We start from the raw sequence: 26,909 nt of genomic DNA, 5'->3' as shown, positions 1-26,909 counted from the left end.
GAGAAAGTTGGACGAACCTCGGCCGTCTGGCACCATGGACGCCATGACGAAGGCGACGCTGAAGACCAATGCAGGCGACATCAAGATCGAACTGCTCGACAACCACGCGCCCAAGACCGTGGCGAACTTCGTGGGTCTGGCCGAGGGCACCAAGGAGTACACCGACCCTGAGACCGGCAAACCCGGCTCGGGCCCGTACTACGACGGTGTCATCTTCCACCGGATCATCGACGGCTTCATGATCCAGGGCGGCGACCCGACCGGCACCGGCCGCGGCGGACCCGGCTACAAGTTCGCCGACGAGTTCCACCCCGACCTTCACTTCGGCGAGCCCTACCTGCTCGCCATGGCGAACGCCGGGCCCGGCACCAACGGCTCCCAGTTCTTCATCACGCTGGGCCCGACACCGCACCTGAACTTCCGCCACACCATCTTCGGCAAGGTCGTGGACGAGGACTCCAAGGCCGTCGTCGCCCGCCTCGGCAAGGTGCCGACCGGGCCGATGGACCGCCCGGTCGAGGACGTCGTCATCGAGTCCGTCGTCATCGAGAAGTAACGACGCCTCAATGAGCGAAGAGCAGTCGGCCCCCACCTGCTATCGCCACCGGAACCGCCAGACCTACCTGCGATGCGTTCGCTGCGACAAGCCGATCTGCGCCGACTGCCGCATCGACGCTCCCGTCGGGTTCCAATGCCCTGACTGCGTGGCCGCCGGCCGCCGGACGATGCGCAAGACGCGCTCCTCGTTCGGCGGCGGCGCCCGCGCGGGCGCGGCGGGCACCGTCACCAAGGTGCTCATCGGCATCAACGTCGCGGTGTTCCTGCTCGCGGTCATCACGGCGGGCAGTCTCGCCGCGGCGACCGGCTCCGGGTCGACGCCGCTCCATTGGCTCGGCGCCGAGATCGGCTATCTTCCCGGCTACCAGCTCGGGGCCCCGCTCCCGGCGAACATGGGGTCCGTGACCGACACCGTCGCCGAGGTGGAGATACTCGGCACGACGGTGACCTCGCCGTTCCTCGCCGGTGGCGGGTACTTCCGCATGATCACCGCCATGTTCCTGCATTTCGGCGTCATCCACCTCCTGTTCAACATGGTGGTGCTGTGGATGCTCGGGCGGATCCTCGAACGCGATCTCGGGCCCGCGCGGTTCCTCGCGGCCTACATGCTGTCCGGTCTGGCCGGATCGGTCGCGGTCTACCTGTTCTCGTTCGACACCTCGACCGCGGGCGCCTCCGGTGCCGTGTACGGCCTGTTCGGTCTGATGATCCTCATCAACCGCAAGCTCAAGCGCGACAACCAGGGCCTTTACATCCTGCTGGGGCTCAACCTGGTCTTGACGCTCTTCTTGGGCTTCAGTTTCGCGGGCCACGTGGGCGGCCTGGTCGGCGGCCTCATCTGCGGCGCGATCCTGACGTTCACGCCGCGCGAGCGCCGCTCCCTCCACTGGGTCGGGTTCGCCCTGTTCCTGGTGGTGCTGGCGGCGGTCACGTTCTTCCAGACCGGCGTGCTCGACAACCAGTTCGACATCGTTTAACGGGCCGCCGTCAGGCGGCCCGGCGGGTCGACACGTCGATACCGAGCCGCCGCTGCGGCTCTTCAGCCCGAGCGCTTGCGCTCGGGCTTCGTCGTTCGCACATGGTGCGCGGCGGCTTGCTCGGTGGCTGATTGGAGGGCGTGGCTTCTTCTTGCCGGCCGGCCTTGGGGCCCCTCCCCCCGCCCCCACCCCCTCGCCCACCCGCCCTGATGTCGATGTCGTGCACGGAGTGTCGGGCCGTCGCTTTCGCGCGGCCGACGGTCGTCGTTGACCGTCCGGGCGGCGCCAGTGCGGTCCGCGCCGATGGGGCGCGTTCAGGTTGGCGCAGGTGCCGCCGATTGCGTGGGAGGCGCCAGGCTTCGCTTGCCGGAGCTACTTGAGGTCGGCGACCCAGGTTCGGGCCTGCTCGAGGTCTTCCGGTGTGTCGCAGTCGAACCACGGGGGCGGACTCGCGTCCTCCCAAGCGATGGTCTCGACGTCGATCCCGGTGAACAGGAGCCTCGCCGGGTCTCCGGGTTCGATCTCGGCCGCGTTCCGCCGCACCAGGTCGATCGGCCACAGGCCGCACAGCCACTGCCGGCGACCCGCGTTGTCGCAGAACACCGACCCGTAGGTAGGGCCTGCTGCGTCCGCACGGTCCTGGAGCAGCTGCAGCGCCTTGGAGGTCAGGAACGGCAGGTCACCGCCGAGGATCGCCACCCGCTCGTTGCCCTCCGGCACCTGTGCCAGACCGGCCCGCACCGACCAAGCCGGTCCGGAACCCGCCGGATCCTCCAAGAGCTGGAGCACCCCCTCCGGCAGGGGTTCGGACCCGGCGGGCCGCGTGCCCACCACCACCCGGGCCGTGGCCGCCTCGCAGCCCGACAGCATCCGTTCCAGGATCGTCGCGCCGCCGACGACCAGTTCGCTCTTCGCGCGCCCCCCGAATCGCCGCGCCTTGCCGCCGATGAGGATGATCGCGGCGAAGTCGCCAGGGTGCTCAACCATGACCCCAGCGTAGCGATCACTCCTCGATCGTGGGGTGCCGCTGAGCGGTCGCGCAGGTTCGGTTTCAAGCGGCGTCTATTGGTCATCCTTTGCCTTCCTCCCGTTTGGGTTTCGTTGGGGCTATAGCCATCAGGTGGGGCCGGTGGGTCGGGAGCGGGGTGGGGCGGGTCTGGGCTCGGTGTCCTTCATTCCTCGATCGCCGCCTCCTTGCACTCCGTCTGCTCCGATTCCTCGAGTGCTGCTTCCTCGGTTTCGGCCTCTGCGACCTCGGCTTCATCGCGGTCGCCGCAGCCGATCCTCGACAGCGCGCCCGGCGGGATGCCCGCCTGCAGCGCCGCCATGAGCATCTGCGCGAGCCGGTAGTGCGGGCTCGACCTCAGTGCCAACTCGAACGCCTCGAGCGCGAGCACACCGTTGCCGAACCGGTAGGCGGCGAAGCCCGCCACCGTCGCGGCCGGGGCGACCAGGTCTTCCTCGAGATGCCGGGCCACCCAGATCCACAGGTCGACCCGGTTGCCCTTGAAGCGGCCCGAGTTGATGCGCCGCAGCGCGTAGTCGCGGATGTCAAGGTCGCCGAGGGCGAGACCGACCGTCGCGATGTCGTCCGGACCCGGCAGGGTGCCGACCCCCATCCAGTGGTCGATCGCGTGGAGATCGAGCGAGCGCTGGCTGCCCCAGTCGAGCTCGGCATCGGCCCTGAGCGCTGCCGCGACCGCGTCAGCCACCGCCGCGCGCCGACCCGCCGGAGCCGGGGCGAGCTGGGCGGCGATCGCGCTCCGGTCCGCCTCGGCGTAGCAGCCCGCGACCGCCACCTCGCAGGAGGCCGCGGAGGTCTCCGGGATCGGTGCGCCCTCGGGCGGGCAGCAGGGCTTGCCGCAGGTGAGGCTGAACCAGCGGCCGTCGGCCACCCGCAGCAGGTCGAGCGGTTCGATCCCGGCGGCGTGGAGCCGGGCGGCCACACGCTCGGTCGCCGCCTTCGCGAGGTCGGCCTCGCCGTAGACGATGACCACGCAGCCGTCGCACTCGTTGAGGCTCAACTGAGCGGTGAGGTCCGGCAAGTGCTCCAAGTGGTCGGCCGAACCGGGCAGGTCCGCCCGGAAGGTGCACTGGAGTTCACCGCCGATGAGACCGACCACGACGAGGCTGTGGTCGGGGTGGAAACCCAGCAGCAGCGGGACGGTCGTCAGGAGATCTGTGGGGCCGTTGAGGCTGATTCTCGCTTGTGTCGTGTGCATGTATCAACTGTCCGTTGCATGTCCACTACAGGCAAGAATTATTTTTCGACCTGTGGATAACCGAATCGGGCCTGTGGATTGTTTGTACCTGTTCGGGAAGTGTGATAGCGGCGTGTCGGAGCCCCGTCGTGCCGGCTTTCAAGGGCTGAGGCGATGGGCATGGCGGGTGCGGAGTCAGCGCGGCCGCGCGGAGCGGGGCGATAGGGTGGAAGGTCTGAACCGGGCCGCCCGCGCCCGTGCCGCCACAGCGCCGCGCAGGGGCCCGCAGCGGACGAAACCACAGGTCAAAGCGGGAGCGAAGCGTGTCGAACCAGTACGTCCACCTGCACGTGCACACCGAGTACTCGATGCTCGACGGGGCCGCGAAACTCAAACCCCTGTTCGCGGAGGCGGAACGGCTGGGCCAGCCCGCGATCGCCATGACCGACCACGGGAACATGTACGGCGGCTACGCCTTCTACCAGCAGGCGAAGAAGACCGGCGTCAAGCCGATCATCGGCATCGAGGCGTACCTCGCGCCCCACGACCGCTTCCACAAGAAGCCGACCTGGTGGGGCGAGCCGTCCCAGCGCGGCGACGACCTCTCGGGTGCGGGCTCGTACACCCACATGACCATGGTCGCGAAGGACTCCACAGGGCTGCGGAACCTCTTCCGCATGTCGAGCCTCGCCTCCTTCGAGGGCTACTACTACAAGCCGCGCATGGACCGCGAGCTCGTCTCCCAGCACTCGCAGGGCATCGTGGCGACCACCGGCTGCCCTTCGGGCGAAGTGCAGACGCGCATGCGCCTGGGCCAGATGGACGAGGCCTACCAGGCGGCCTCCGACTACCGGGACATCTTCGGGGCCGAGAACTACTTCCTCGAGATCATGGACCACGGCAACGACATCGAGCAGCGCGTCAAGAACGAGCTGTACGAGCTGGGCAAGAAGATGGGCATCCCGCCGCTCGTCACCAACGACTCCCACTTCGTCACCGAAGCGCAGAAGGACACCCACGCCGCGCTCCTGTGCGTCCAGTCCGGCACCACACTGGACGACCCGAAGCGGTTCAAGTTCGACGGCCAGGGCTACTTCCTGCGATCCGCCGAGCAGATGTACGGCGTCCGCCCCGACGAGATGTGGCAGGAGGGCTGCGCCAACACGCTCCTCGTCGCCGAGATGGTCGAGTCCTACGACGAGATCTTCGCCGTCCAGGACCGGATGCCCGTCATCGACGTCCCCGAGGGCCACGACCAGGGCACCTGGCTGCGCAGTCTCGTTCTGGACGGGCTCAAGGAACGCTTCCCCGGCCAAGAGGTCCCGGCCGACTACCTCGAGCGCGCCGACCTCGAACTCAACGTCATCATCAACGCCGGGTACCCCTCGTACTTCCTCGTCGTCGCCGACCTCATCAGCCACGCCCGCTCCATCGGGATCTACGTCGGCCCCGGCCGCGGTTCGGCCGCCGGCTCGCTCGTCGCCTACGCGATGAAGATCACGAACATCGACCCGATCGAACACGGCCTGCTGTTCGAGCGGTTCCTCAACCCCGAGCGCGTCTCGATGCCCGACATCGACATCGACTTCGACGACCGCCGCCGCGGCGAGATGATCACCTACGCGACCGAGAAGTACGGCAAGGAATTCGTCGCCCAGGTCATCACCTTCGGCACCATCAAGACCAAGGCCGCGATCAAGGACGCCGCCCGCGTCCACCACGGCCAGCCCGGCTTCTCCATCGCCGAGCGCATCACCAAGGCACTCCCGCCGCCGGTCGCCGCCCAGGACATCCCGCTCTCGGGCATCCTCGACACCGAGCACCCGCGGTACAAGGAGGCCGGTGAGGTCCGGACCCTCATCGAGAGCGACAACGACGTCCGCCAGATCTTCGACACCGCGCTCGGCCTCGAAGGCCTGATCCGCAACGCCGGCGTCCACGCCTGCGCGGTCATCCTCTCCTCGCAGCCCCTCATCGACTGCATCCCCATGTGGGCCAGGCCGGACGGTTCGATCATCACCGGCTGGGACTACCCGTCCTGCGAGGACATCGGCCTCCTCAAAATGGACTTCCTGGGCCTGCGCAACCTCACCGTCATCGGCGACGCCATCGAGGCGATCAAGCTCAACCGGGGCGTCGACATCGACCTCGACACGCTCGCCACGGACGACCCGAAGGCGTACGAGCTGCTCGCGCGCGGCGACAGCCTGGGCGTGTTCCAGCTCGACGGCGGGGCCATGCGCGAACTGCTCAAACGCATGCAGCCCACCGAGTTCAACGACATCATCGCGGTCAACGCGCTGTACCGGCCCGGCCCGATGGCCGCGAACTCGCACAACAACTACGCCGACCGCAAGAACAAGCGCCAAGAGGTCATCCCGCTCCACCCCGAGCTCGGGGAGGCACTCGAGGAGATCCTGTCCGAGACGTACGGCCTGATCGTCTACCAAGAGCAGATCATGCGCATCGCCCAGAAACTGGCGGGCTTCACGATGGGCCAAGCGGACATGCTCCGCAAGGCCATGGGCAAGAAGAAGATCGACGTCCTGGAGAAGATGTACGCCGACTACGAGGCGGGCATGCTCGGCAACGGCTACTCCAAGGACTCGATCAAGACCCTGTGGGACATCATGCTCCCGTTCGCCGGATACGCGTTCAACAAGTCGCACGCCGCCGGCTACGCCCTCGTCGGGTACTGGACCGCCTACCTCAAGGCGAACTACCCGGCCGAGTACATGTCCGCGCTGCTCACCTCCGTGGGCGACTCCAAGGACAAAGCGGCCATCTACCTCTCCGAATGCCGCCGCATGGGCATCACCGTCATGCCGCCGGACGTCAACGAGTCGCGCCACATGTTCCACCCGGTCGGCACGGACATCCGCTACGGCATGGGCGCGGTCCGCAACGTCGGCGCGAACGTCGTCGCCGGGATCATCGAGGCCCGCGAGGAGAAGGGCGCCTACGCCGACTTCAAGGACTTCCTGCAGAAGGTGCCCGCGCCGGTGTGCAACAAGCGCACCATCGAATCGCTCATCAAGGCCGGCGCGTTCGACTCGCTCGGGCACGCCCGCCGCGGCCTCGCCGAGGTCCACGAGAAGGCGATCGACGCGATGGTCTCCATCAAGAAAGAGGAGGCGCGCGGCCAGTTCGACCTGTTCGGCGGCATGATGGACGACACGACCGAGACCCTCGGCGTCGACCTCACCATCGCCGACGACGAATGGGAACGGCGCGACAAGCTCGCGTTCGAACGCGAGATGCTCGGCCTCTACGTCTCCGACCACCCGCTCAACGGCTTCGAGCGGCTCCTCTCGTCCAATGCGGACCGCCCGGTCGCCGCGCTCCACGGCGAGGAGATCGCCGACGGCGCGAACGTGCGCGTCGCCGGGATCCTCCAGAACGTCGCCAAGCGCGTCACCAAGCAGGGCAAGCTGTGGGCCTCGGCCACCCTGGAGGACCTGGCCGGCTCGATCGAGGTCCGGTTCTTCCCCAACACCTACGAACTCGTCTCGGACTCGCTCGCGGACGACCTGGTGTGCTGCGTCAAAGGCAAACTCGACCGCCGCGACGGCACCGCCCAGCTCATCGCCCAGGACCTCGCCGTCCTCGACACTTCGACAGGGCCCGAAGCGAACTCGGCGCCGATCACGCTCGCGCTGCGGGCGGCAGCGGTGAACCAGGACCTCATCGAGAAGCTCTCCGACACCTTCAAGACCCACCGCGGTGAGGCCCAGGTGCGCGTGCAGCTCGCGAACGGACCCAAGACGACGATGCTGGCACTGGGCGACCAGTGGCGGGTGCGCCCCTCGGTCGAACTCTCGGCCGACCTCAAGGCGATCCTCGGCGTCGGCGCCCTGGTCGGATAGCGGACCGCGCCACCGCACCGAGCGGACACACGCAGACGGCCCGGCCGCTTTCCAGCGGCCGGGCCGCATCGTTCCCGGTAAAGGCGACGGCGGAAGCCGTGCCGCCGGGAGCGGCGGCGAACCGGGCCCGACCGATCGATCGGTTCCCGCCGCCCTGCGCCAAGATGACCGCATGACCCCCGTTCACGAAATGGGCGCGGCCTCGCCCACCCGGCGGCGGGCGGCCCTGCTGCGCTTCGCCACCGAAGTCGGCGCCTGGGCCGCCATCGGCACGGCCCTCGCCCAGATCTCCCTGCCGCTCGCCATCAGCGTGGTCCTCGCCTCCGTCGCCGTCCCCGCCGTATACGCCACCCCCGGCGACAAGCACCAGACCCTCATCCCCGTGCCCGGCTGGGTGACCATCACGATCCTCGCCGCCACCATGGCCGGCGGCGCCACCGCCGCATGGATCGCCTGGCCCTGGTGGGGCGCCGCCGCCTTGAGCGCCTTGACGATCGCCGGCGCCATCGCGGAACTGCCGCGATGGCGCTGGCTGCTCACCGTGCGAGGCTGAGCCGTCAGGGGTCGAAGCCGCTACCCCGGAACGGTCAGTCCTTGAAGTTGCCGTGGTTGTCGATCGGGCAGGCGTCCTCTTGCGCCATGCGCGCCGGGTCGAACGAGTAGCCCGGGATCTGATCGGTGAGGAAGGCGCCCGTGGCGTTGAATGCGTTCAGCCCGTGCGGGGCGCTCGCTGCGCCGTACGTGTTGGCGCCGGGCGTGGTCAGGACCTGGGTCAGTGTCGGGTCGGCGGCGGAGGCGGTGTCGTAGTAACCGGGCACCACTGTGGCGTTGAAGCGGTCGGTCCGGGCGACGCCGGTGAGCGCCCAGGACGCGTCGGAGGCGTTGCGCCAGTAGCCGGGCGAGCACCAGGCGCCCTCGCCGGTCATTTCCTGGCAGCCGTGGCTGACGACGAGGTTGACCTGCTTGAGGCTGGTCGGCTTGATCCCCGCGGTGTTGAACGTGGCGTGGACGGGCAGCTCGAGCAGGTCCTCATACGCGTAGTAGTCGCCGGCGAACTTCCACGTCCCGCCGATCTTGACCATCGGGACTTCGCCGTCAGGCAGGTGCAGGGTCACGCCGCCGCTCGGGTTGGCGTTGAGCGTGAGGACCCAGACGAGGTAGGACTGCCCGGCCTCGTACGACCGGCCCGGGCCGTTCCAGTCCGCGAACAGGCCGGTGCCGCCGTCGTCGGCGTCGTTCTGGCCGGTGAGGCCGCAGCGCTCGTCCTTGAGGTTGGGTGTGCCGTCGGTGTCGACGATGAAGCCTTGGCCGGTGTAGGCGACCGTGGGTGCCGCCGCGGAGGCGGGCCCGGCGAGTGCCAGGGCGAGGGTGCCCACGGCGCCGAGGATCAGTGCGGTCAGGGTCCGCTTCTTGACGGCGGGCAGCCAGTGGCGGGCGGAGATGGTGTTGCGTCCCATGATGAGTTCGCTCCTGCTTCAGAAGAAGGGGTTGATGGTCCGTCCCGCTGCGGGGCGGTGATCGAGTCTGCGGAGGGCATGGCGAGGACGCGGCAGCCCTTGGATCGCCGGTGGCTGCCGGATGACCGGCGAATGGGAGTGCGGACGAGGCGTCGGTCGCCTCGATCGGCGCCGGCTGCATGAGCGGGCGAGCGCTTGGGTAACAGGATAGACACGCTGGGTTCATGCTCGATATCCGTCGCGCAGCTCGAAGCCCGGCACCGAACGTACGACATCCAATACGTGATTTCTCGCTGCATTCTCCGCAATGCCAGCGCTGGTTCGGTGACGCAGGCCTCATCTCGTTCGTGGTCTCCGGCGGTCACACTTTCGGCGGCGCTCTCGTCAATGTGGTGTATCGGATCAACCCGAAAGGAACACCACCATGAGCACCTACCCCCGTATCGAGAACCCGGTCCAGCACCTTCCCGTCGTGGGCGAGATCGCCGCGGCGGTCAACAAGGCGAACGCCGAAGGCGTGCTGCCGAAGGAGCTCGTCACCCTCGTGCAGCTGCGCGTCGGCCAGCTCGTCGGCAGCTCCTACTTCACGGCCCGCCAGCTGAGCGACGCCGTGGACACCCCCGAGCGGCTCGGCGCTGTCGCCACCTGGCGCACCTCGCCGTATTTCACGGAGGCCGAGCGGGCCGCCCTCGCCCTGGCCGAGGCGGTGCACACGCCGAACCCGACCGGTGAGCGCGTCAGCGACGAGCTGTTCGACGCGGCCGCGAAGCACTTCAGCGACAAGGAGCTCACCGTCCTCACGGCCGTGCTCGGCCAGATCGGGTACTTCATCCCGCTGGCCCTCATCGGCAACCCGAAGGTGGGCGTCTCCCTCGCCGAGCAGTGGCAGAAGTAGACCTGTGCGAGAGAGGGCCCGCGCTAAGCGCGGGCCCTCTCGGGCGGCTTCAGGCCAGGGCCCCGAGGATGAGCGCGGCGGCGGCCGGGACCAGGTACATCACCGGGTAGACCACGGTCTTGTAGGAGCGGGCCCGCAGCACGGTGACCACGGCGCCGAGGAAGTAGAGGATGATGCCGACGGCGGCGGCGACGCCGATGAAGGGGAGGAACAGGCCGACGAGGAGACCGAGGGCGCCGGCGGCCTTGGCCAGGCCGAGCCAGAACCACCACGACTGCGGCACGCCGTAGCTCTGCAGCGGTTCGACCACGAACGCGGCCTTGGTGAAGATCGAGTAGGCCGAGAAGCCCACCCAGAGCGCGGCGGCGATGGTGACGATGATGTGGGCGAGGGTCATGGGACTGCTCCGGTTCGATTCGCGGGGACGCTTATATCCGGTTGAAACCGCAGCGGGCGCGAACGTGACAGCGAATCCCGACAAGTGGCGCGGATCACTGGGGCGGTGTCGCCGGCCGGTGGCGGCCTAGGATTCGTCGATGCAGAGGATCGAGGCAGGGGCCGTGACGATCACCGACCGGCGCACCGAGCGGAGCTGGACGGTGGAGGTCGCACCGTTCCTGCTGTCGCCCTTGCAGGTCACGCGCCGAGCGATAAGCGAGGCTTACGGGCTCGCCGTCGCCGACGAAGACGGCGCTGACGACCTGTTGCCCGCGACGCACACGTCCTGGTTCGAGGCCGTCGAATACTGCAACCGGGTGTCGGAGCAGGCGGACCTGCGGCCCGCCTATGCGATCACGGGGGAGGAGCGCGAAGCGGTCGTCTGGGACCGCACCGCGGACGGCTACCGGCTTCCCACCGAAGCCGAATGGGAGTACGCCTGCCGGGCCGGCACCACCGGCCCCCGCTACGGCGAACTCGACGAGATCGCCTGGTACCGCGCCAACTCCGGAGAAAGGGCGCATTGTGGCGGCGAGAAGGCGCCGAACGCCTGGGGCCTGCACGACATGATCGGGAACGTCTGGGAATGGTGCTGGGACGTCTACGACGCCGAGGTCTACAAGGACTACCGGGTCATCAAGGGCGGCGGCTGGTTCGACGAGCACTGGTCCTGCCGGGCCGGCGTCCGCCGCCGCACCATGCCGACCCTCCGCATCGAAGACCTCGGTTTCCGCTTGGCCCGCAACACCGTCTGAGGGGGCCTGAACCTGAGGAAAGCGAAAGCGGGGCAGGCCGGTCGGCCTGCCCCGCTTTCGCTTTCCTACGCGTTCAGGGACTTCCAGAAGTCCAGGTGGTGCTCGTCGGCGAAGTCGATGTTCCTTGCGCCCTCGGGGGAGAGCTGGCGGACGCAGTCGCCTTCGGCTTCGTTCCAGCGGCCGCGGTCGTCCGGATCTCCGGTGCGGGCGAAGGTGCTCCAGGACTTGACCATCAGGTCGGCGAGGGGCTCGACTTCGGCGCTGCGGTCCGCGAAGATCGTGGTGTCGAAGAGGAACGCGACGTCGACCATGTGGAAGGCGTCCATCTCCCACGACGGGGCCTCGAACTCCTTGAAGTAGGGCGTGCCGGAGGCCGACACCTCATAGGCGTAGGTGGGCACGTGCTCCGACAGGGCCGCAACGGTGTCCGAGAGGTTCGCGGCCCAGTCGGCGTCGGTCTGCACCGCGGCCAGCGCCTTCGCCGGGTGGTCATAGTCGCTGAGCGGGTATTCGGCGTTGATCGCGTCGGCGGCTTCGGGGCCGAACTGATCGACCAGAGCGGGGAGATACTCCTCGTCGGTCATCACGTGCCCGGTGAGGACCTCCATGCCGCCGGTCATGAGCTGGTTCTCGTCGCGGTTGATGCCGATGAGCACCGGCACCTCGTTGAGGTCGCCCGAGGCGATCGCGTCAGCGGTGGCGACGGGCATGACCGGGCCGCCGACGACCGGCTGCACCTCGTAGAGGCCGGCGGTGGCCGTGTTCAGTTCCTCTGCGTCGAGGCCGCGCAGGCACGCCTCGACGTCCTCGACCTCGGGGCACAGCTCGTCGGCGACCGCGATGTCGCGGGCTTGGCCTTCCGCTCGTGAAGGGGCCCAACCGGAACCGCACGGCGCGCTCTGCGCGATCGCCTTGTCGAACAGGTCGGCCGAGCTCTCGGAGGCGAGGTGCGCGCAGACGTCGAAGCCGCCGCCGGACTCGCCGAAGATCGTCACGTTGTCCGCGTCGCCGCCGAAGGCCTCGGCGTTCTCACCGATCCAGCGCATCGCGGCCTGCTGGTCCTCCAAGCCGTAGTTGCCCGAAGTGGTCTCGCCGCCTTCGTCGAGCGCGGGGTGGGCCATGCTGCCGAACAGGCCCTGGCGGTAGTTGACGGTGACGACGACCGTGTCGCCCTCGGCCACCAGGCGCGAGGGGTCGTACTGCTCGCCCGCGCCGTAGGAGTTGCCGCCGCCGTGGAACCAGACCATGACCGGCAGGTCGTCCCGGGCCTGCTCAGGGGCATAGACGTTCAGGTAGAGGCAGTCCTCGTCGAGGCTCGGGATGCCGGGCATGTTCGCCTGGCCCTGGGAGCACACGTTGCCGAACTCGGTCGCCTCCCGCACCCCCTCCCATGAGTCGGCCGGTTCCGGTGAGGCCCAGCGCAATTCGTCGACTGGCGGGGCTGCGTAGGGGACGCCGAGCCAGGAGCGGACGCCGCCGTCGGCGGCGCCCTGGAGCGCGCCGAGGTCGGTGTCGACGAGCGTCGGGTCCTGGCGGCGCTGGGTCTCGGCGAAGGCGGCGGTGGTGCCGTAGGCGATCGAGGCGGCGGTGACGCCGACGGCGGCGAGGCTCGCGGCGATCGTCTTGGCGGTCTTGGAGAAAGCCATTGGGAGGCTCGCTTTCGGTTGGTGTTGAACGGGGTTCGGTCGCGTCTGGGAGAACCGTACCAAGAATTTGGGCGATCGTGCAAGGCGATCGCCCAAAAAATTTGCGCAAGGCGATCGCGCTAGGCAAACGTGCAGGTCACTGCTAGGCTGTGTCCCATGGGAAACCGAGAAGCGCTGCTCGACGGCGCCAAGAAATGCCTTCTCGAGAAGGGCTACGACCGCACCACGGTGCGGGACATCGCCACCGCCGCCGGAGTGAGCATGGCCGCGATCGGCTACCACTACGGCTCCAGGGAGGCCCTGCTGCAGCAGGCGCTCTTCGCCTCCCTCGAAGACTGGGACGCCGGGCTCCAAACGCAACTCGCCAAGCTCGACGAACCCAAGGGGCCCAAGCGGTTCGAGGCGGTCTGGAACCTGCTCATCGACCACGTCAAGGCGAACCCGACCATGTGGATGGCGAGTTTCGAACTCTTCATGCAGGCCCAGCGCACCCCCGAACTCGCCGAGGTCTACGCCCAGGGCCAACCCGGTGCGACCGCCGCCATGGCCGCCCTGGCGACCGGCGAGATCGAGGAGGCCATCGACGCCGACACGATCCGCACCGTCGGAGCAGTGCAGTTGGCCCTGGTCAGCGGTGTCGTCATGCAATGGATGTCCTACCCCGACAGCGCCCCGGGCCCGAAGGAGATCGCCGCCGGCCTCAAAGGCCTCGTCGCCGTCCTCGACTGACGGCGCCCGGCCGCGCTCGACGACACACCGGTCAAACGTGTCGTTCGCCGGTAAAACGCCCAGTCCCCCATAGGGTTCGAGTGAGCACCCGACTCACTCACCCGACGGAGACCCGCCTTGAGCGACACCGACCTTCACGGTTCCGACATCACCAGGTACGCCGAGGTCGAAGAGCAGGAGTCAGGGACACAGTGGATCGACGTGCCGTTCGTCAGCCGCTACACCGCCGCCTCGGACGCCGTCAAGCAGGCCGGCAGTGAGAGCGCCCTGAACACCGGTCTCGCCATCGCGGGCGAGATCGAGGGGCTCGGGGCGGACGCCCTGGGCGTCCTCACCGATCCGATCGGCACCCTGGTCAGCGCCGGGATCACCGTCATCCTCGACCTCGTGCAGCCGCTCGACGAGCTGCTCATGATGGCCTCCGGCGACGCCACCGAGATGCAGCGCCAGATCGACGTCCTCGGCCAGGTCGAGGCCGCGCTCGGGGCGCTCGACGGCGAGATCGCGAACGCCGCCGACGCCAACGTGACCGCGTGGGACGGCGAAGCCGCCGCGGCGGCCGGGAACGCGATCGGCGGGCTCGCGGCCACCGCGGGCGCGATGGGCAAGCGCGCCAAGGACGTCGCCGCGCTCCTCGACTGGGCGCGCATGCTCGCCGAGACCATCTACGAGGTCGTCAAATCGGTCCTGACCGAGTTCGTCTCATGGGCGGTCACGCGCGGGCTCACGGCACTGGCGACGAGCGTGGCCACCGCGGGCGCCTCGGTCGTCGCGTTCGTCATGGACGCCGCGGTCACCGCGTCCCGGATGCTGCTCAAGGCCACCAGGAAGTTCCAGTTCGCGCAGCAGATCTTCATGAAGCTGCTGGGGTTCCTCCGCGCGAACCCGGTCGTCGACCGCGCCGCCGGGGAGCACCGGCTGTGGAACGAGCTCCTCACGGTCGCCGGGGGAGCCGTGGTCGACTCGGTGAAGGGCGCGGCGGCGGACCTCTACGGGCACGTCGCAGACGCGCTGAGCGGCGAAACCTCAGTACTGACCACTATGGTGCGTGAGGCCTCCCGGTGGCAGGTGGAGCCGACCGAGCTGGAGGCCGCGGCGCAGGCGCTCGACGGCCTGGCGCCGAACGCGGAGGCGATCGCCGCCGTCGCGGGCGAAGCGGGCGCGGCCGAGATGACCTGGGGCTTGACCGGGCTCTTCTTCGCGGACGCCTACGTCGAGGGCTGCACGGAGCTGTCGAACCTCACCGGCCTGCTCGGCTCGACGATCGGCCGCCACGCCGAGAGCCTGCGACAATGCGCCGAGACCTACGCCCAGGCCGACGCCGACATCGCCGCCGAGTTCGAAAGGCTCGCAGCCGAAACCGGAGCGTGAACCGGCAGGTCGACCGGCGTGCGCATAGGAGCTTCTCAGAGGGGCGTCGAGTCCCAGTTCGCCTTCTTCGCGGACCTGCGCAGCACCCGCAGCAGCAGCGGGCCCGTCAGCAAGAGGAGCGCGACGGTGGTGATCGCCCGACCGATGTCCCAGCCCAGGGACGTCGCGAGCGAGTACGCGAGCAGACGCGGCAGGTTCTCGCCGAACCCGCCGCCCGGCACGTACGCGAGGTTCCCGTGCGTGATCGCGAAGGGCCAGAACGACAAGTTCAACAGCAGACCGTACAGCAGCGACGAGAACGCCGCATAGACCGCGAGGACCGCGAGCTCGGTCGCGCGGCCCGCCCGCGAGTCCGGCGTCCCCGGGAGCAGCCCCGCGCCCAAACCGACGAACGCCGCCGCGAACATCTGGTACGGCAGCCACGGACCCACCCCGCCCGTCAGCAGCGCCGAAGCGAACAAGCCGGTGCACCCCAGGATGAACCCGAACCCGGGCCCGAACACCCTGCCCGCCAAGATGATCAGGAAGAACACCGTCTCCACCCCGGCAGCGCCCGCACCGAACGGCCGCACCGCCGCCACCACCGCCGACAGCACCCCCAGCATCGCCACGGCCCGCGCGTCCAGCCCGCCACTGGTCAACTGCAGCAGCACCACCGCCGTCACCAGCGGCAGTAGCAGCGCGAACAGCCAAGGGCCCGAAGTGGTCTCGGTGAGCGCTCCGCCCGGGGACGCCAGCAGCGGCCACGACATCGCGACCAGCCCGAAACCGGCCGCCAGCGCGAGCGACAGGGAAGCCTTCCAGCGCACGGCCGGTCGCGGCGTCGCGGCGATCGGGCTCGGCTCCACCTCAGCCATCGGCGTCATCGCCGGTCTCGCCCAAGACCTCGGCGACCTCCCCGACGGTGAGCCAACCCGGCAGGACCTTGGCGACCTGCGGGGCGAACATCGGTGAGGCCGCGACGATCTGCCGCGCCGGGCCGTCCGCGACCACCTCGCCGTCGGAGAGGATCACGACCCGGCTCGCGAACTCGGCGCAGAACTCCACGTCGTGGGTCGAGACGACCACGCAGTGCCCGGCGTCGGCGAGTCTGCCGAGCCTCGCGGCGAGGGCCGCCTTCGCCGGGTAGTCCAGGCCCCGGGTCGGTTCGTCGAGCAGCAGCAGCGGCGGTGCGGCCGTGAGGGTCACGGCCAGGGCCAGTGCCAGGCGTTGGCCTTCGGAGAGGTCCCGCGGGTGGGCCTGGTCGTCGACGTCCTCGACCAGGTCGGCGAGGATCTTCGCGCAGGTGCCGGCGGGTGCGCGGCCGTCGTCGTCGGCGCCTTCGCATTCTGCCCGCACGGTCTCGGCGTAGAGGAGGTCGGCGGCTTCGGCGGGGACGAGCCCGGCCAGGGTCCGGCGTTCGGCCGGTTTCCGGGCGGCGGGGTCGGCGCCGCCGATCGTGACGGCGCCGCTGGAGCGTTTCCCGGTGCCCTGCAGGGCCCACAGGAGACTCGATTTGCCGGATCCGTTGCGGCCCATGAGGGCGATGCGTTCGCTGCGGCCCGCGAGCAGATTGACGCCGTTCACGGCGCGTACGCCGCCGGGGTAGTCGACGTGGACGCCGCGCGCTTCGAGCAGCGGCGGCCCGGCCGCGGTCCTGTTGCGGGACCGGGAGGCCCTGGGGCCGTTGATGGGAGGCGCGGGCGGGAGGAGTCCGGCGAGGGTGTCGCGCAGTCCGGCCGCATGCCTGCGGGCCTCGCGGATCGTGACGGGCGGTCCGGGCCATCCGGCGAGGCGGCCGAGTTCGACGACGGGCGGCGCGACCGGCGAGACGGCGAGCACTTCGCCGACCGGGCCCGCGGTCACCTTGCCGCCGTTGAGCAGCAGCGCCGAGTCGGCGTATTGGGCGACGCGTTCGAGCCGGTGTTCGGCGAGGAGCACCGTGACGCCGAGGTCGTGGACGAGTCGGTGCAGCGCCGAGAGCACTTCGTCGGCGGCGGTCGGGTCGAGCGCGGAGGTCGGTTCGTCGAGGATGAGCGCGGCGGGCCCGGCGACGAGGGCCGCGCCGATGGCGACCCGTTGGCGCTGACCGGAGGAGAGGGCGGCGAGGTCGCGGTCGCGTACATCGGCGAGGCCGAGGAGGTCCACGATCTCGGTGACGCGCTTGCGCATCGCCGCGGGGTCGATGCCGAGTTGCTCGGCAGTGTAGGCGAGTTCGCGTTCGACCTCGTCGGTCACGAAGCCCGCCAAGGGGTCCTGGCCGACGTAGCCGACGAGGTCGGCCAGGTCGGCGGGGGTCCGGCCGCGAACCTCGCGTCCGGCGACGGTGATCCGGCCGTGCATGGTGCCGCCGGTGAACTGGGGGACGAGGCCGTTGACCGCTTTGAGGAGCGTCGACTTGCCCGCGCCCGTGGAGCCCACGAGCAGGCAGAACTCCCCTTCGGGCAGGTCGAAGGAGACGTCGTCGAGGACGGGTTTCCCTGCGTAGGCGAAAGTGACGTTCGCGAAGGCGATCCCGCCGCGGTTCATGGTGTTCCCCCTCTTGAGGACGGCACGAGCAGGGCGGGCGCGGTGGCCAGGAGGATGCCGCCCGCGGCCCACATCGGCAGGTCGGGGACCGCGAGTGGATTCGTCGCGGGCCACAGCGCCGCCGGTTCGACGATGCCACTGAGGACGGTCCCGGCTACGGCCGCGGCACCGGAGGCGACCACCGCCCAGTCGCGTGCGCCGAAGCGGTCGGGCCGGTAGCGGGTGTGCGGGACCCGCTTGGAGGCGAAGGCGATCCCGAAGACCGCCACGGCCGCGCCGCAGGCGACGGCGGCCCAGGCGAGCGGCGCTGGGGTCGTGGTGCCGAGGAGCGCGTACGCCCCGGCGCACAGCCCGATGAGTCCGATGAGGAGGGAGGCGCTGGTGGCGCGGCGGGTCGGGGCGGGGATGCCCGCGGCGCGGCCGTAGCCGCGCGAGGCCATCGCGGCGGCGAGCGCGAGCGAGCGGTCGAGCGCGTCGTGCAGCACTGGCGAGACGACCGTGCGCATGAGGTTCGCGGGGCTGCGGCTCGTGTTGCCGCGCAAGGCTCTTGCCCGCCGGACGCGTCCGACGCTCGCGACGAGCTGCGGCGCGACGGACAGTGCGACGACGACCGCGACGCTCACCTCGTACAGCGCCGCCGGGACCGAGCGCAGGAGCCGCCGCGGGCTGGCGAGGGCGTTGGCGGCGCCGACGCAGACGAGGAGTGTGGCCAGGCGCAGGCCGTCGTAGGCGGCGGCGAGCGCGCCTTCGGCGGTGACGTCGCCGCCGAGCCGGAAGCCCGCCGCCCAGTCCGGGAGGGTCGCGGAGGGGAGCGAGAAGAGGACGGTGGGACCGTCGGACCCGCCGAATACGATGTAGAAGGCCATGCGGACGGCGATCGCGCTGAGTCCGATGAACAGGAAGACCCGGTAGGCGTCCGACCAGGGTTCGGGGCCGCGGCACCAGGTGACGACGAGGCCGGCGACGGCGACGATGAGAAGCAGCAGCCAGGGGTTCGCGGTGCGCCCGGCGGCGGTGGCGAGCAGCAGGGCCCAGCCCCACCAGGCGACGGGGTGGGCGGTGCGCCGGGTCGCGGCGACTGCTGCTTGTGGAGTCACGGCGGCTCCGCGGGGCCCGGTCACGCGCGCCGGTCGCGGCGCAGGCGCCAGATCACGAGCCCGGCGATGACGGCGATCGCGGCGACGGCGATGAGCCAGGTGAACGAGGAGTCTTGGTCCGCATCGGCTTCGGCGCCTTCGGCCGCGTCCGCGGCTTCGTCCGGTGCCAGGTCGGGCGGGGTCGAGCCGTCGCCGAAGGACCAGCCTTCGACGTCGCCGGGTTCGGGCCGGGCGTTGGCGCCGCCCACGGCCGAATAGCTCCATTCGGCGTCGTCGGACCCGGCGCGCCAGTACGACCAGTACTCCTTCGCGGAAGGCGCCGAGCCGCAGTCGCTCTCGGGGAGCTCGTCGATCCGGCAGACCATGCCGCGGATCGAGGCCACCTCGGTCACGGAGTACCCGGCCTGCGAGAGCGCATCGAGGCCGTTCGCGGGGTCGGCGGCGCAGCCCGGCGCGGGATCGGCGGCGAGCGAACCGAAGTCGACCACGACCGTCACCCCCGAACAGGACTCGTGCGCCGAGGCCGGTGCAGCGGGGAGTGCCAGCGCGGCGAGCGCCGCGATGAGAAGGACGAGCCAGCGCGTGAGCCGGGCGGGCGTTGCGGTTCGGGCCCCCGAGGCCGGGTGTGTCGAGACTCGGGCCCCCTGAAACCAAGGGTGACACAGGGGTGCGACATCGGTGATAGACACAATGGCGCGCAGGCAGCGCCCGCCGGATCGACGGGCGCTGCCTGCGTTTCGTTCGCTTCGGGACACGTGCCGACTATTACTTGTCGGTGCCGTCTTTGTCGGTGCTTCCCTCGTCCGCGGCATCGGTTTCTTCACCGGACGGCGCCTCGGTCGCGGCAGCGCCGCGGCGGGACTTGAGCGCGAAGCCGATGATCAGCGCGGCCAGCACCACCACGGCGGCGCCGATCGCCCAAGGCAGCCACGAGGCCGAACCCTCGTCCTCGACCGCGTCAGTGGTCTCGGCGTCGCTCCCGGCGCTCTCGCAACCGGTGCCCGGCACGCCGGGCTCGATGCCCGTCGCGTCGAGTTCGGTGAGGTTCTGCGACGCGATCGGCACGATCGCCTGAGCGGTCGCCAGGAGACGCGAGATCTCGACGTAGTCCCCGCCCTCGGGGTCGGTGTACATGATCGCGCCCGGCTCGGCGCCGGTGCAGTCGTACTGGAGCCCGATCAGGAACGCGACCGCGCGCCCGGCGGCGTCGGGCCGGTCGGCCGCGAGGAACGCTTGAGCGGCCATCGCCGTCGAGTTCGCGTTCTCGCCCATGCCGTTGTCGAACCCGCCGTCCTCGGCCTGCACCGACTCCAGCCAGTCCACAGCGGACGTCAGCGAGGCGGACCCGGCGTCGCCGAGCGTCGCCAGCGCGGCCGCGGTCAACCCGGTCGTGTCCGGGTCGGAGACGCAGTCGTCACCGCCGTCGACGTCCATGTAGTTGAACCCGCCGTCGGGGCACTGCATGGCAGCGAGCCCGGCCGCGGCCTCTTCGCCCGCGGGGCTGTCGGTGCGCGAGAGCCCGAGCACCGCCCAAGCGGTGGACAGGGCGGTCCCGTCGCCGTACGAGCCGGTCGCCGTCTGGGATGCGGTGAGCGCGTCGGCGAGCTTGATGCCGCCGAAGTTCTCGGGGTCGCCCCCGGCGGTCGCCACGGTGTACATGACCTTCCCGGCCGAACCGGCGCTGAGCGTCGGCTCGGCCGCCCCTTCGACGGTCGGGTACACGTACGGCGTGAGCGTGTCGGTGTTGTTGAGCCACTCGAGCGTGGCCTGGACCTGGTCGCCGCCGACACCGGCGGCTTCGAGCGCGATGACGGCGTCGAGCGAGGTCGAGACGTCCTGGTTGTTCCAGGAGGTGCCGTCGGATTGGGCGACGAGCCAGGAGGCGGCGGCCTGGGCGGGCTGCGCGAAGGTCTCCTCTTGGGCCTCAGCCGGTGCGGCGGAGGCGAAGACGGTGATGGGCACGACCGCGGCGGCGGCCAGCAGTCGACCGGACAGGTGGCGCAATTGCCTGACCTTTCCTATAGCGAGTGGGGTCTTCGGGCAGGCGGCGGCGCCGCAAGCGCCTGTAGACCACGACAGGCGTTGACATTTCGGGCGGCGTCGGGCGGGCATTCGGGCTCACGCGGGTGGACCGAGCTTCGCGAAGGGTGCTCGGCATTTGTTCGACCGTGTCTCTTGCGAACGTCGAACCGCGACTACCGTTGCGGGTCAGCGCCGGCCTTTCACCGGACTTCCCCCGCCTGACGCCTGTGCAGTTTGGGCTCATTCTCGCGGGTGGATTCGCTGGGTGTCAAGCTGCGGGGTCGCGCAGTGCAGTCGTTCACTCGCGCCACGCGAGTGAACTCTCGCCTTCCGGTTATTGACCCGTAGCACCGGGTGTCGATACGGTGCACAACGTGAGCAGAAATAAGAACGCCGATTTGGACAGAGTTCTGCGCGCTGCGACACGGGTCTTCCTGGAACGCGGATTCTCCGCCACCTCCATGTCGGACCTCGTCGCGGCGACCGGCATGAACCGTGCCGGACTCTACGCCGCATTCGGCTCCAAGCACCAGCTCTACATAACGGCATTGGGCCGCTACCGGGAAGACACCGAACCCGAGTTGCGCTCGATAGCCCACCGCGCCCTGGAAAGAGCCGCGGAAAGCAGTGGAGATACAGGAGAAGAGGACCGACTCGACGCGCCGAGGGTCGTGGCCGACCTCCTCGAAGTGGTCGCCCGTCACTCCAAAGAGGGCGGTTTCGTCGTGCGGGCCGCCGTGGAGCTGGCCGACGACCCCGCCACCATGCGCCGTGTCCAGGAGGCCTGGACCGAGCTCGAACGCGATCTCGCCGCGATCCTGGCACGGGCGGTCGAGCGCGGCGAGATGGCGGCCGCCGCCGACCCCGACCGGCTGGCCCGCACCGCCCTCGTGTTCATCCAGGGAGCGCTCGTCATCGGCCACGCCGACGAGGACGACCGCCGCTTGACCGACGCCACAGCCGGCCTCGTCGAGCTCCTCGAGGCCTACAGGCCCTCGGCGACCGCCGAGGAGATCCGCAGCCAGGACCCCGACGACGCCTTGCTCAACGAGTCGTAGCGGATCGGCTCCCCCGAGTCGAGCAGCTTCTCATACGGCGCCAGCAGCACCGCCCTCGTACGGGCCGCGAAGTGCCGCTGCACCGCCGGTAGGTCCACGTCCTTGCGGTGGGCGGGCATCGACACCACCGACACCGCCCCGCGCACCAGATCCCGGCGGCCGGTCTGCTCCAAGTGGTCGAGCATCCTCGCGGCCGTCTCGGCCGAGTCGTTCCGGGCCGACATCGTCACCACCAGCTGGTCGGTCGCGTCGATCGCCGCCTGCCAGTTCGCCGCCCGCACGTTGTTGCCCGTGTCGACGACGATGAGCTTGTAGAAGCGCGACACCGCCTCGCGCAGGTCGCCGAACGCCTGCGACGTGAGCATCTCCCCGGCCGTCGCCGACTCGTCCGAGGCGAGCACGTCGAACATCGCACCGCCTTGGGCGCGAACGTACTGCGACAGGTCGCCGATGCGCCCGGTCGGGCCCTTGAAGTGGTCGAGGTCCCGCAGCAGGTCGCGCACCGTGCGCACGTGGAAGTCCTGCTGGGCCCGCATGCCCAGCGTCCCCTGCGTCTCGTTGTTGTCCCAGGCGAGGACGTAGCCGCCGCGGTGGCGGCCGAACGTCATGGCGAGCATGAGGACCGCGACGGTCTTGCCCGCGCCGCCCTTGGGGTTGACGACGGTGATCTGGCGCAGGCCGCCGAAGTTGCGGCGGACGATGTCGACCGCCCGCTGGCGGGCGCGTTCGCGCGGGCCGGGCGGCATGGCGACGAGGCCGAGGCTGAAGCGGTGGAGCGCGCCGCGCAGGCCGGTCTCGGCGACGGGCGGGCGCGGGGGCACGACGCGGCGGGACGCGAAGTCGTCCGCGGTGACGCCGAGGCGTTCGAGCGCCCCGGCGTGGTCCGGGAACACTGGCGAAGGAACCTGGAGGGGCTGGTTGACGAGCGCGTTCGACACGGGCGCTTCGTTGAACTGGCTGTGCGTCAGAGCCGCGGGATCGGGCCAGCCGTTGCCAGCCGGCGCTTTGAACTGCGAAGGGGGCGTGGCTTCAGCGGCGGGCAGCGGCGTCGCGGGAGGCGGAGGCGCGCTCGGCACGTGGTCGTTTTCGCGGACGCGGAGATGGTGGATCGCCTCCGGCTCGGCGTCCTGCTGCCGGTCGGCGTTCGGCGGCGCGCCGTTCTGCCGGCTCGCCTCGACGCCATCTTGCTCGTTCGCTTGTGGCGGCGCACTGTACTCATGGTTCGCATCCGGCGGCGCACTGCGCTCATGGTTCGCACCTGGCGGCGCACTGCGCTCATGGTTCGCACCTGGCGGCGCGAACGGCGACCACCCCGGAGCATCCGGCCGGTGCAGAGGAACGGTGTCCTCTTCGGTGTGCTCCATCGGGGCCTCCCAGCGCGCGCGTGCGCTCAGCGTCAGAGTGTGGTTACCCGACTATTGTGGCCCATACCCTTCTGCCCGCGTGGGAACTCCGCACGGCAGCCCTTACAGCAGTCGCGGCTGCTCAGGGCCCGAACGGTCTTGGGGGACCATCCCGAAAGGACTGAACAGCCCCTGGTCCACATCGGCCAGCAGGGGCGAGCCCGCCCCGGTGTGGCTCACGTAGGCCAGATCGCGGGTGCGTCCGAGCGCGACGTACAGCTCGCGGCGGGCCGCGGCCGTGTTCGGCCAGGCCTCGGCGGTCATCCCGGTGAGGCACACCACGCGGAACTCGCCGTCGGCGGCTTCGGCGACGGACATGCCGTCGGGGCCGATGACCGCGAGCTCCTCGGGTGCGACGCCCAGCTCGGCGAGACGGTCGGTGAGGTCTTCGACGAAGTGCTTCTCGTCGTCGGCGTCGATCGCGAAGCACCGGCCGATCCCCGAGCCCTCGAGCGCCGGGCGCTCGGGCTGCACCAGGCGTCCGGGGACGCGGCTGATCGGCTCGATCACCTGCGAGGCGGCGACGAGGACCGCGGCGGGGCTGCGGTGGTTGCGCGAGAGGCGCATGACGTGGGCCTGCGGGAACTGGTCGCTGAAGGCCGCGAACGCGGCGGGCTCGCCGGAGACCAGGGCCGAGTCGGGGTCGCCGGTGGCGGTGATGTCCGCTTCGGCGCCGCGGTGCTCGGTGACCTGGCGGAACAGCCGCATCGGCATGCGCGGGAGGTCGTCGACGAAGACGTGGCCGAGTTCGGGCGGGCTCGCGGCGGCGAAGTCGTCGAATTCGGCGACGGTGATCGAGGCGGCCTCGCGGCCGATGAGCGCGCCCAGTTCGCGGCGGATGCGGGCGGCGCCGGGCCCGGAGGCGGCGAGGACCAGGCACTGGCGGGCGGGCACGCCCAGTTCCTGCACGAGGTAGGCGACCCGGCGGATGAGCAGGTGCGTCTTCCCGGTGCCGGGGGAGGCGTTGATGAGCAGCGGGCCGCGTCCGGCGGAGGCGGCGACGCGCTGCATCGCGTCCAAGGAGTCGAGCAGGCCAGCGCCGACCTCGTCCATGCCGGTGAGCAGGGGCGCGGACTCCAGCCACGGGTCCGGGGTCCGGGTCGTCAGCGCCGGTTCGGGCATGGGCACGGCTTCGCGGACGTACCTGGAGTGGTGGGACCGGTGCGTGCGGCGGCGCCGCTCCGCGGTGGTCCGCATGTCGGCGGAGAGCTCGAACAGCGGGGACGCCACCTGCGGTTGCTTGCGTTCATCAGGACGGCGCACCTATGCATCCTCGCAGACAGACGACACGGAAGCGGCAGCGGCTCCCCGGCCGGGCGAGTCGCCCCGCGAACCCGGGCCGTGTCGGACCTCGGGCGTACGGTCAGGATCGGGGGTCCAGCCCGGGGACGAATCCGGAATTTCCGCTTTCACGTTCGCGTCCGGCCTCAGCCACCTGCGAACGGCGGCAGCACCTCCACCGTCACCCCGGCCGGGAGCACGGTCGCCGGGTCCTTCGCGGCCAGGCCGTCCACCAGCAGGGTCGACGCTGAGAGCACCTTGTCGAGCACCGGGCCGTGCCGCTGCCCGAGCACCGTCTTCAACTCCGCGACGTCGGCGGCGCTGACCTGCTCCTCGCCGATGCCCGCGGCGGCTTTCGCGCCCGCGAAGTACCGCACCGTCACCACGTTCAGCCTCCGATCGCCGACATCGGGCGGGCGGGCTGCAGGAACGACGGGTCGTCGATGCCGTGCCCGGGGAGTTTGCCCCACATCGCCTCGCGCCAGCGCGCCCCGATCTCCGCGTCGGAGGCGCCCGAGCGGGCGAGGCCGCGCAGGTCGGTCTCGCCGCTCGCGAACAGGCAGTTGCGGACCTGCCCGTCGGCGGTGAGCCGGGTGCGGTCGCAGTCGCCGCAGAAGGGGCGGGTGACCGAGCCGATGACGCCGACCTTCGCGGGGCCGCCGTCCACCAGCCAGGTCTCGGCGGGGGCCGAGCCGCGGTGCGCGGGGTCGGGGACCAGGTCGAATTCGGCTTTGAGCGCGTCGAGGATCTCGGCGGCGGTGACCATCTCCTCGCGCCGCCACACGCCGGCGGCGTCGAGCGGCATCTGCTCGATGAACCGCAGCTGGTAGCCGTGCGCGATGGCGAAGCGGAGCAGCGCGGGAGCCTCGCCGTCGTTGATCCCGCGCATGAGCACGGTATTGAGCTTGACCGGGGCGAGCCCGGCCGCGGCGGCGCCTTCGATGCCGCGCAGGGTGGCTTCGAGGCGGTCGCGTTTGGCGAGGTCCTTGAAGGTGCCGGGGTCGAGGGTGTCGAGTGAGACGTTGACGCGGTCGAGCCCGGCCTCGACCAGCGGCCCGGCGAGGCGCTCGAGGCCGATCCCGTTGGTGGTCAAGGAGATCTCAGGGCGCGGCTCCAGGGCCGCGGTGGCCGTGACGATGTCGACGAGGCCGGGGCGCAGGAGCGGTTCGCCGCCGGTGAAGCGCACTTCGGTGACGCCGAGGTCGCGGACGGCGATCCCGACCAGGCGCGCGACCTCGTCGTCGGTGAGCAGCGTCGGTTTCGGCAACCAGGGCAGGCCGGCTTCGGGCATGCAGTACGTGCAGCGCAGGTTGCACCGGTCGGTGAGGGAGACGCGCAGGTCGGTGGCGGTGCGGCCGTGCCGGTCACGCAAGCCCAGCGCCGCGGCCGGCGTGTTCGCGGTCCCTTGGTTCGGAGTCGGTGCTGACATGCGTCGAGCCTAGTTCGTCAATATGACAGTTTCGTAAAGTGAGACACGTTTCCCAACAATTGGTCACGATAGGGCCGCCCGAAGAGCGTGGTGTGGATCAGCAGCGGGAACAGCTGGTGGAGCGGTGTCCGCGCCTCCCAGCCCTCGGCGAGCGGGTGCACCTCGGTGTACCCGGCGACGATCGTCTCGAACATCGGCACGCCGCCCCACAGGCGCAGGTTCGCCAGGTCGGTCTCGCGGTGGCCGCCGTGCGCGGCCGGGTCGATCAGCCAGGCCCGCTCGGCGCCCCAGTGCACGTTGCCCCACCACAGGTCGCCGTGGGTGCGCGCGGGCGCCTCCTCGGGCCCGGCGAGTTCGGGGAGCTTCGCGGCCAGTGCCTCGATCGCGGTGATGTCGGCCGCGTCGAGCGCCCCGTTGTCGCGGGAGGGCTTGAGGTACGGCTCGATCCGCTTGGCGGCGTACCACTCCGCCCAGGTCGAGCCCGCCGGGTCGTTGTCCATGAAGGTCTCGCCGATGTAGCCGCGCCAGGGCGCGCCGAACCGGTCCGCGCCCGCGCCGTGCATGAGCGCGAGCTGGCGGCCCAGTTCGGCGGCGTGCTCGCGGGTTGGCTCGGCCGGTTCGATCCACGGCTCGACGAGTAGGCGGTCGTCGGCGTAGAGCGGTTCGACCGCGGCGGGCGTGGCCTCGCGCAGCCAGCGGAGCCCGTTGGCCTCGGCCGCGAGGTAGCCGGGCGGGGCGTGTTCGGCGAGCTTCGCGAACAGGCTCGTACCGTCGTCGAAGGTGAGGCGCTGCGCGGTCGCCCGGCACGGGCGCGGCGTGGCCAGGGGCATCGTGAAGTCGCTCGCCTTCACCGGAGTGGTGCGCACGCGCTGGTGCTCGATGAGCTCGGGCAGCAGCCGCAGGCGTTCGGAGTCGGGGGCTTGGTCCACGAACCCAATTTGACATACTCTCCGCCGAGAACGACGGAGACTCCACCTTGTGGTGGCCGCTCACGTCACGGTAGTGGTGCTTGCTGCTTCAGCCCAGTCCCTTCGCCGGCCTCGTCCGCCCGCCTCGGTGTTGCCGGGCACAGAGTTGAAGGCTGCAATACTGGCAGACGTCCTGGATTCCTCCACGCCTTAATGGACAGAACTCGCCGAGGGGGCACCGGTAGCGGAAGGCGAACACCGGGCCGGGCATGAAAAACTCTTCGTGTTGAAGCCCCTTTGGTCTGGAGGA

The 26,909-nt window shown here is 70.2% G+C and carries 23 protein-coding genes, 1 pseudogene and 1 riboswitch; of the genes and pseudogenes, 9 read left to right on the top strand and 15 right to left on the bottom strand.

Going from position 1 to position 26,909, the window contains the following annotated elements:
- Positions 1–43 precede the first annotated feature (43 nt).
- Both ACFO8M_RS10135 and ACFO8M_RS10130 read left to right on the top strand, forming a co-directional pair.
- On the top strand, positions 44–556 hold the full coding sequence (locus ACFO8M_RS10135) for a peptidylprolyl isomerase (RefSeq protein WP_387974199.1): 513 nt from the start codon (positions 44–46) through the stop codon (positions 554–556).
- 10 nt (positions 557–566) lie between these two features.
- A complete protein-coding gene (locus tag ACFO8M_RS10130) occupies positions 567–1,535 on the top strand; it encodes a rhomboid family intramembrane serine protease (protein ID WP_387974196.1) in 969 nt (322 codons plus the stop codon).
- Positions 1,536–1,907: 372 nt separating this feature from the next.
- Here the strand turns inward: ACFO8M_RS10130 and mobA are convergent, their stop codons facing one another.
- Both mobA and ACFO8M_RS10120 read right to left on the bottom strand, forming a co-directional pair.
- Positions 1,908–2,522, bottom strand: a complete 615-nt coding sequence (gene mobA / locus ACFO8M_RS10125; protein WP_387974194.1) for a molybdenum cofactor guanylyltransferase — start codon at positions 2,520–2,522, stop codon at positions 1,908–1,910.
- Positions 2,523–2,707: 185 nt separating this feature from the next.
- Positions 2,708–3,757: a DUF4192 domain-containing protein gene (locus ACFO8M_RS10120; RefSeq protein WP_387974191.1), complete on the bottom strand. Its 1,050-nt coding sequence runs from the start codon at positions 3,755–3,757 to the stop codon at positions 2,708–2,710.
- Positions 3,758–4,059: 302 nt separating this feature from the next.
- On the opposite strand from ACFO8M_RS10120, the gene dnaE reads away from it, so the two are divergent.
- Complete coding sequence (gene dnaE / locus ACFO8M_RS10115; RefSeq protein WP_387974189.1) at positions 4,060–7,602, top strand: DNA polymerase III subunit alpha; 3,543 nt, start codon at positions 4,060–4,062, stop codon at positions 7,600–7,602.
- Between the two features lie 172 nt (positions 7,603–7,774).
- Positions 7,775–8,155 carry a hypothetical protein gene (locus ACFO8M_RS10110; RefSeq protein ID WP_387974187.1) on the top strand — a complete coding sequence of 127 codons (381 nt, stop codon included), beginning with the start codon at positions 7,775–7,777 and terminating at the stop codon, positions 8,153–8,155.
- 34 nt (positions 8,156–8,189) lie between these two features.
- On the opposite strand, the gene ACFO8M_RS10105 is transcribed toward ACFO8M_RS10110, so the two are convergent.
- Positions 8,190–9,059: a hypothetical protein gene (locus ACFO8M_RS10105; protein WP_387974185.1), complete on the bottom strand. Its 870-nt coding sequence runs from the start codon at positions 9,057–9,059 to the stop codon at positions 8,190–8,192.
- Between the two features lie 424 nt (positions 9,060–9,483).
- On the opposite strand from ACFO8M_RS10105, the gene ACFO8M_RS10100 reads away from it, so the two are divergent.
- Positions 9,484–9,954 (top strand): carboxymuconolactone decarboxylase family protein, encoded by a 471-nt coding sequence (locus ACFO8M_RS10100; protein ID WP_387974183.1) that lies wholly within the window; start codon positions 9,484–9,486, stop codon positions 9,952–9,954.
- Positions 9,955–10,003: 49 nt separating this feature from the next.
- On the opposite strand, the gene ACFO8M_RS10095 is transcribed toward ACFO8M_RS10100, so the two are convergent.
- Complete coding sequence (locus tag ACFO8M_RS10095) at positions 10,004–10,351, bottom strand: DoxX family protein (protein ID WP_387974180.1); 348 nt, start codon at positions 10,349–10,351, stop codon at positions 10,004–10,006.
- Positions 10,352–10,490: 139 nt separating this feature from the next.
- Between ACFO8M_RS10095 and ACFO8M_RS10090 the strand changes: the two genes are divergently transcribed.
- Positions 10,491–11,147, top strand: coding sequence for a formylglycine-generating enzyme family protein (locus ACFO8M_RS10090; protein ID WP_387974178.1), 657 nt, complete (start codon positions 10,491–10,493; stop codon positions 11,145–11,147).
- Between the two features lie 65 nt (positions 11,148–11,212).
- Here the strand turns inward: ACFO8M_RS10090 and ACFO8M_RS10085 are convergent, their stop codons facing one another.
- Positions 11,213–12,793 carry a carboxylesterase/lipase family protein gene (locus ACFO8M_RS10085; RefSeq protein WP_387974176.1) on the bottom strand — a complete coding sequence of 527 codons (1,581 nt, stop codon included), beginning with the start codon at positions 12,791–12,793 and terminating at the stop codon, positions 11,213–11,215.
- A 156-nt stretch (positions 12,794–12,949) separates the two neighbouring features.
- On the opposite strand from ACFO8M_RS10085, the gene ACFO8M_RS10080 reads away from it, so the two are divergent.
- Together ACFO8M_RS10080 and ACFO8M_RS10075 are read left to right on the top strand one after the other, a co-directional pair.
- Positions 12,950–13,522: a TetR/AcrR family transcriptional regulator gene (locus tag ACFO8M_RS10080; RefSeq protein ID WP_387974173.1), complete on the top strand. Its 573-nt coding sequence runs from the start codon at positions 12,950–12,952 to the stop codon at positions 13,520–13,522.
- Positions 13,523–13,639: 117 nt separating this feature from the next.
- Positions 13,640–14,893, top strand: coding sequence for a hypothetical protein (locus tag ACFO8M_RS10075; protein ID WP_387974170.1), 1,254 nt, complete (start codon positions 13,640–13,642; stop codon positions 14,891–14,893).
- 35 nt (positions 14,894–14,928) lie between these two features.
- Here ACFO8M_RS10075 and ACFO8M_RS10070 read toward each other — a convergent pair whose 3' ends face one another.
- From ACFO8M_RS10070 to ACFO8M_RS10050, 5 genes are all read right to left on the bottom strand, one after another.
- Positions 14,929–15,750, bottom strand: a complete 822-nt coding sequence (locus tag ACFO8M_RS10070) for an ECF transporter S component (protein WP_387974167.1) — start codon at positions 15,748–15,750, stop codon at positions 14,929–14,931.
- Entirely contained in the window at positions 15,743–17,401 is a 1,659-nt protein-coding gene (locus ACFO8M_RS10065; protein WP_387974165.1) for an ABC transporter ATP-binding protein, read from the bottom strand. The genes ACFO8M_RS10070 and ACFO8M_RS10065 overlap by 8 nt, the downstream gene beginning before the upstream one ends.
- Positions 17,398–18,498, bottom strand: coding sequence for a CbiQ family ECF transporter T component (locus tag ACFO8M_RS10060; RefSeq protein ID WP_387974162.1), 1,101 nt, complete (start codon positions 18,496–18,498; stop codon positions 17,398–17,400). Before ACFO8M_RS10060 ends, ACFO8M_RS10065 begins: the two co-directional genes overlap by 4 nt.
- Positions 18,499–18,518: 20 nt before the next feature.
- Entirely contained in the window at positions 18,519–18,995 is a 477-nt protein-coding gene (locus ACFO8M_RS10055) for a hypothetical protein (RefSeq protein WP_387974159.1), read from the bottom strand.
- Positions 18,996–19,263: 268 nt separating this feature from the next.
- Positions 19,264–20,502, bottom strand: a complete 1,239-nt coding sequence (locus ACFO8M_RS10050) for a hypothetical protein (protein ID WP_387974157.1) — start codon at positions 20,500–20,502, stop codon at positions 19,264–19,266.
- A gap of 82 nt (positions 20,503–20,584) precedes the next feature.
- A riboswitch (cobalamin riboswitch) is annotated at positions 20,585–20,757 on the bottom strand.
- 137 nt (positions 20,758–20,894) lie between these two features.
- Here ACFO8M_RS10050 and ACFO8M_RS10045 point away from each other — a divergent pair.
- Positions 20,895–21,578 (top strand): TetR/AcrR family transcriptional regulator, encoded by a 684-nt coding sequence (locus ACFO8M_RS10045; protein ID WP_387974155.1) that lies wholly within the window; start codon positions 20,895–20,897, stop codon positions 21,576–21,578.
- Here the strand turns inward: ACFO8M_RS10045 and ACFO8M_RS10040 are convergent.
- From ACFO8M_RS10040 to ACFO8M_RS10020, 5 genes and pseudogenes are all read right to left on the bottom strand, one after another.
- Positions 21,506–22,750: pseudogene (locus ACFO8M_RS10040) on the bottom strand (MinD/ParA family ATP-binding protein); the annotation flags it as partial. The gene ACFO8M_RS10045 and the pseudogene ACFO8M_RS10040 sit on opposite strands and share 73 nt — an antisense overlap.
- Before the next feature lie 294 nt (positions 22,751–23,044).
- Positions 23,045–24,244: a UvrD-helicase domain-containing protein gene (locus ACFO8M_RS10035; RefSeq protein ID WP_387974151.1), complete on the bottom strand. Its 1,200-nt coding sequence runs from the start codon at positions 24,242–24,244 to the stop codon at positions 23,045–23,047.
- 164 nt (positions 24,245–24,408) lie between these two features.
- Entirely contained in the window at positions 24,409–24,648 is a 240-nt protein-coding gene (locus tag ACFO8M_RS10030) for a MoaD/ThiS family protein (RefSeq protein ID WP_387974148.1), read from the bottom strand.
- A 2-nt stretch (positions 24,649–24,650) separates the two neighbouring features.
- Positions 24,651–25,691: a GTP 3',8-cyclase MoaA gene (moaA, locus tag ACFO8M_RS10025; RefSeq protein WP_387974145.1), complete on the bottom strand. Its 1,041-nt coding sequence runs from the start codon at positions 25,689–25,691 to the stop codon at positions 24,651–24,653.
- A gap of 17 nt (positions 25,692–25,708) precedes the next feature.
- Positions 25,709–26,620, bottom strand: a complete 912-nt coding sequence (locus tag ACFO8M_RS10020; RefSeq protein WP_387974142.1) for a fructosamine kinase family protein — start codon at positions 26,618–26,620, stop codon at positions 25,709–25,711.
- Between the last annotated feature and the right edge of the window lie 289 nt (positions 26,621–26,909).

The sequence above is a fragment of the Glycomyces rhizosphaerae genome (assembly GCF_042647865.1).
Taxonomy (GTDB): domain Bacteria; phylum Actinomycetota; class Actinomycetes; order Mycobacteriales; family Micromonosporaceae; genus Glycomyces; species Glycomyces rhizosphaerae.
Note: the sequence above shows the minus strand (reverse complement) of the source record. Positions and strands in the feature narration are given on the sequence as shown.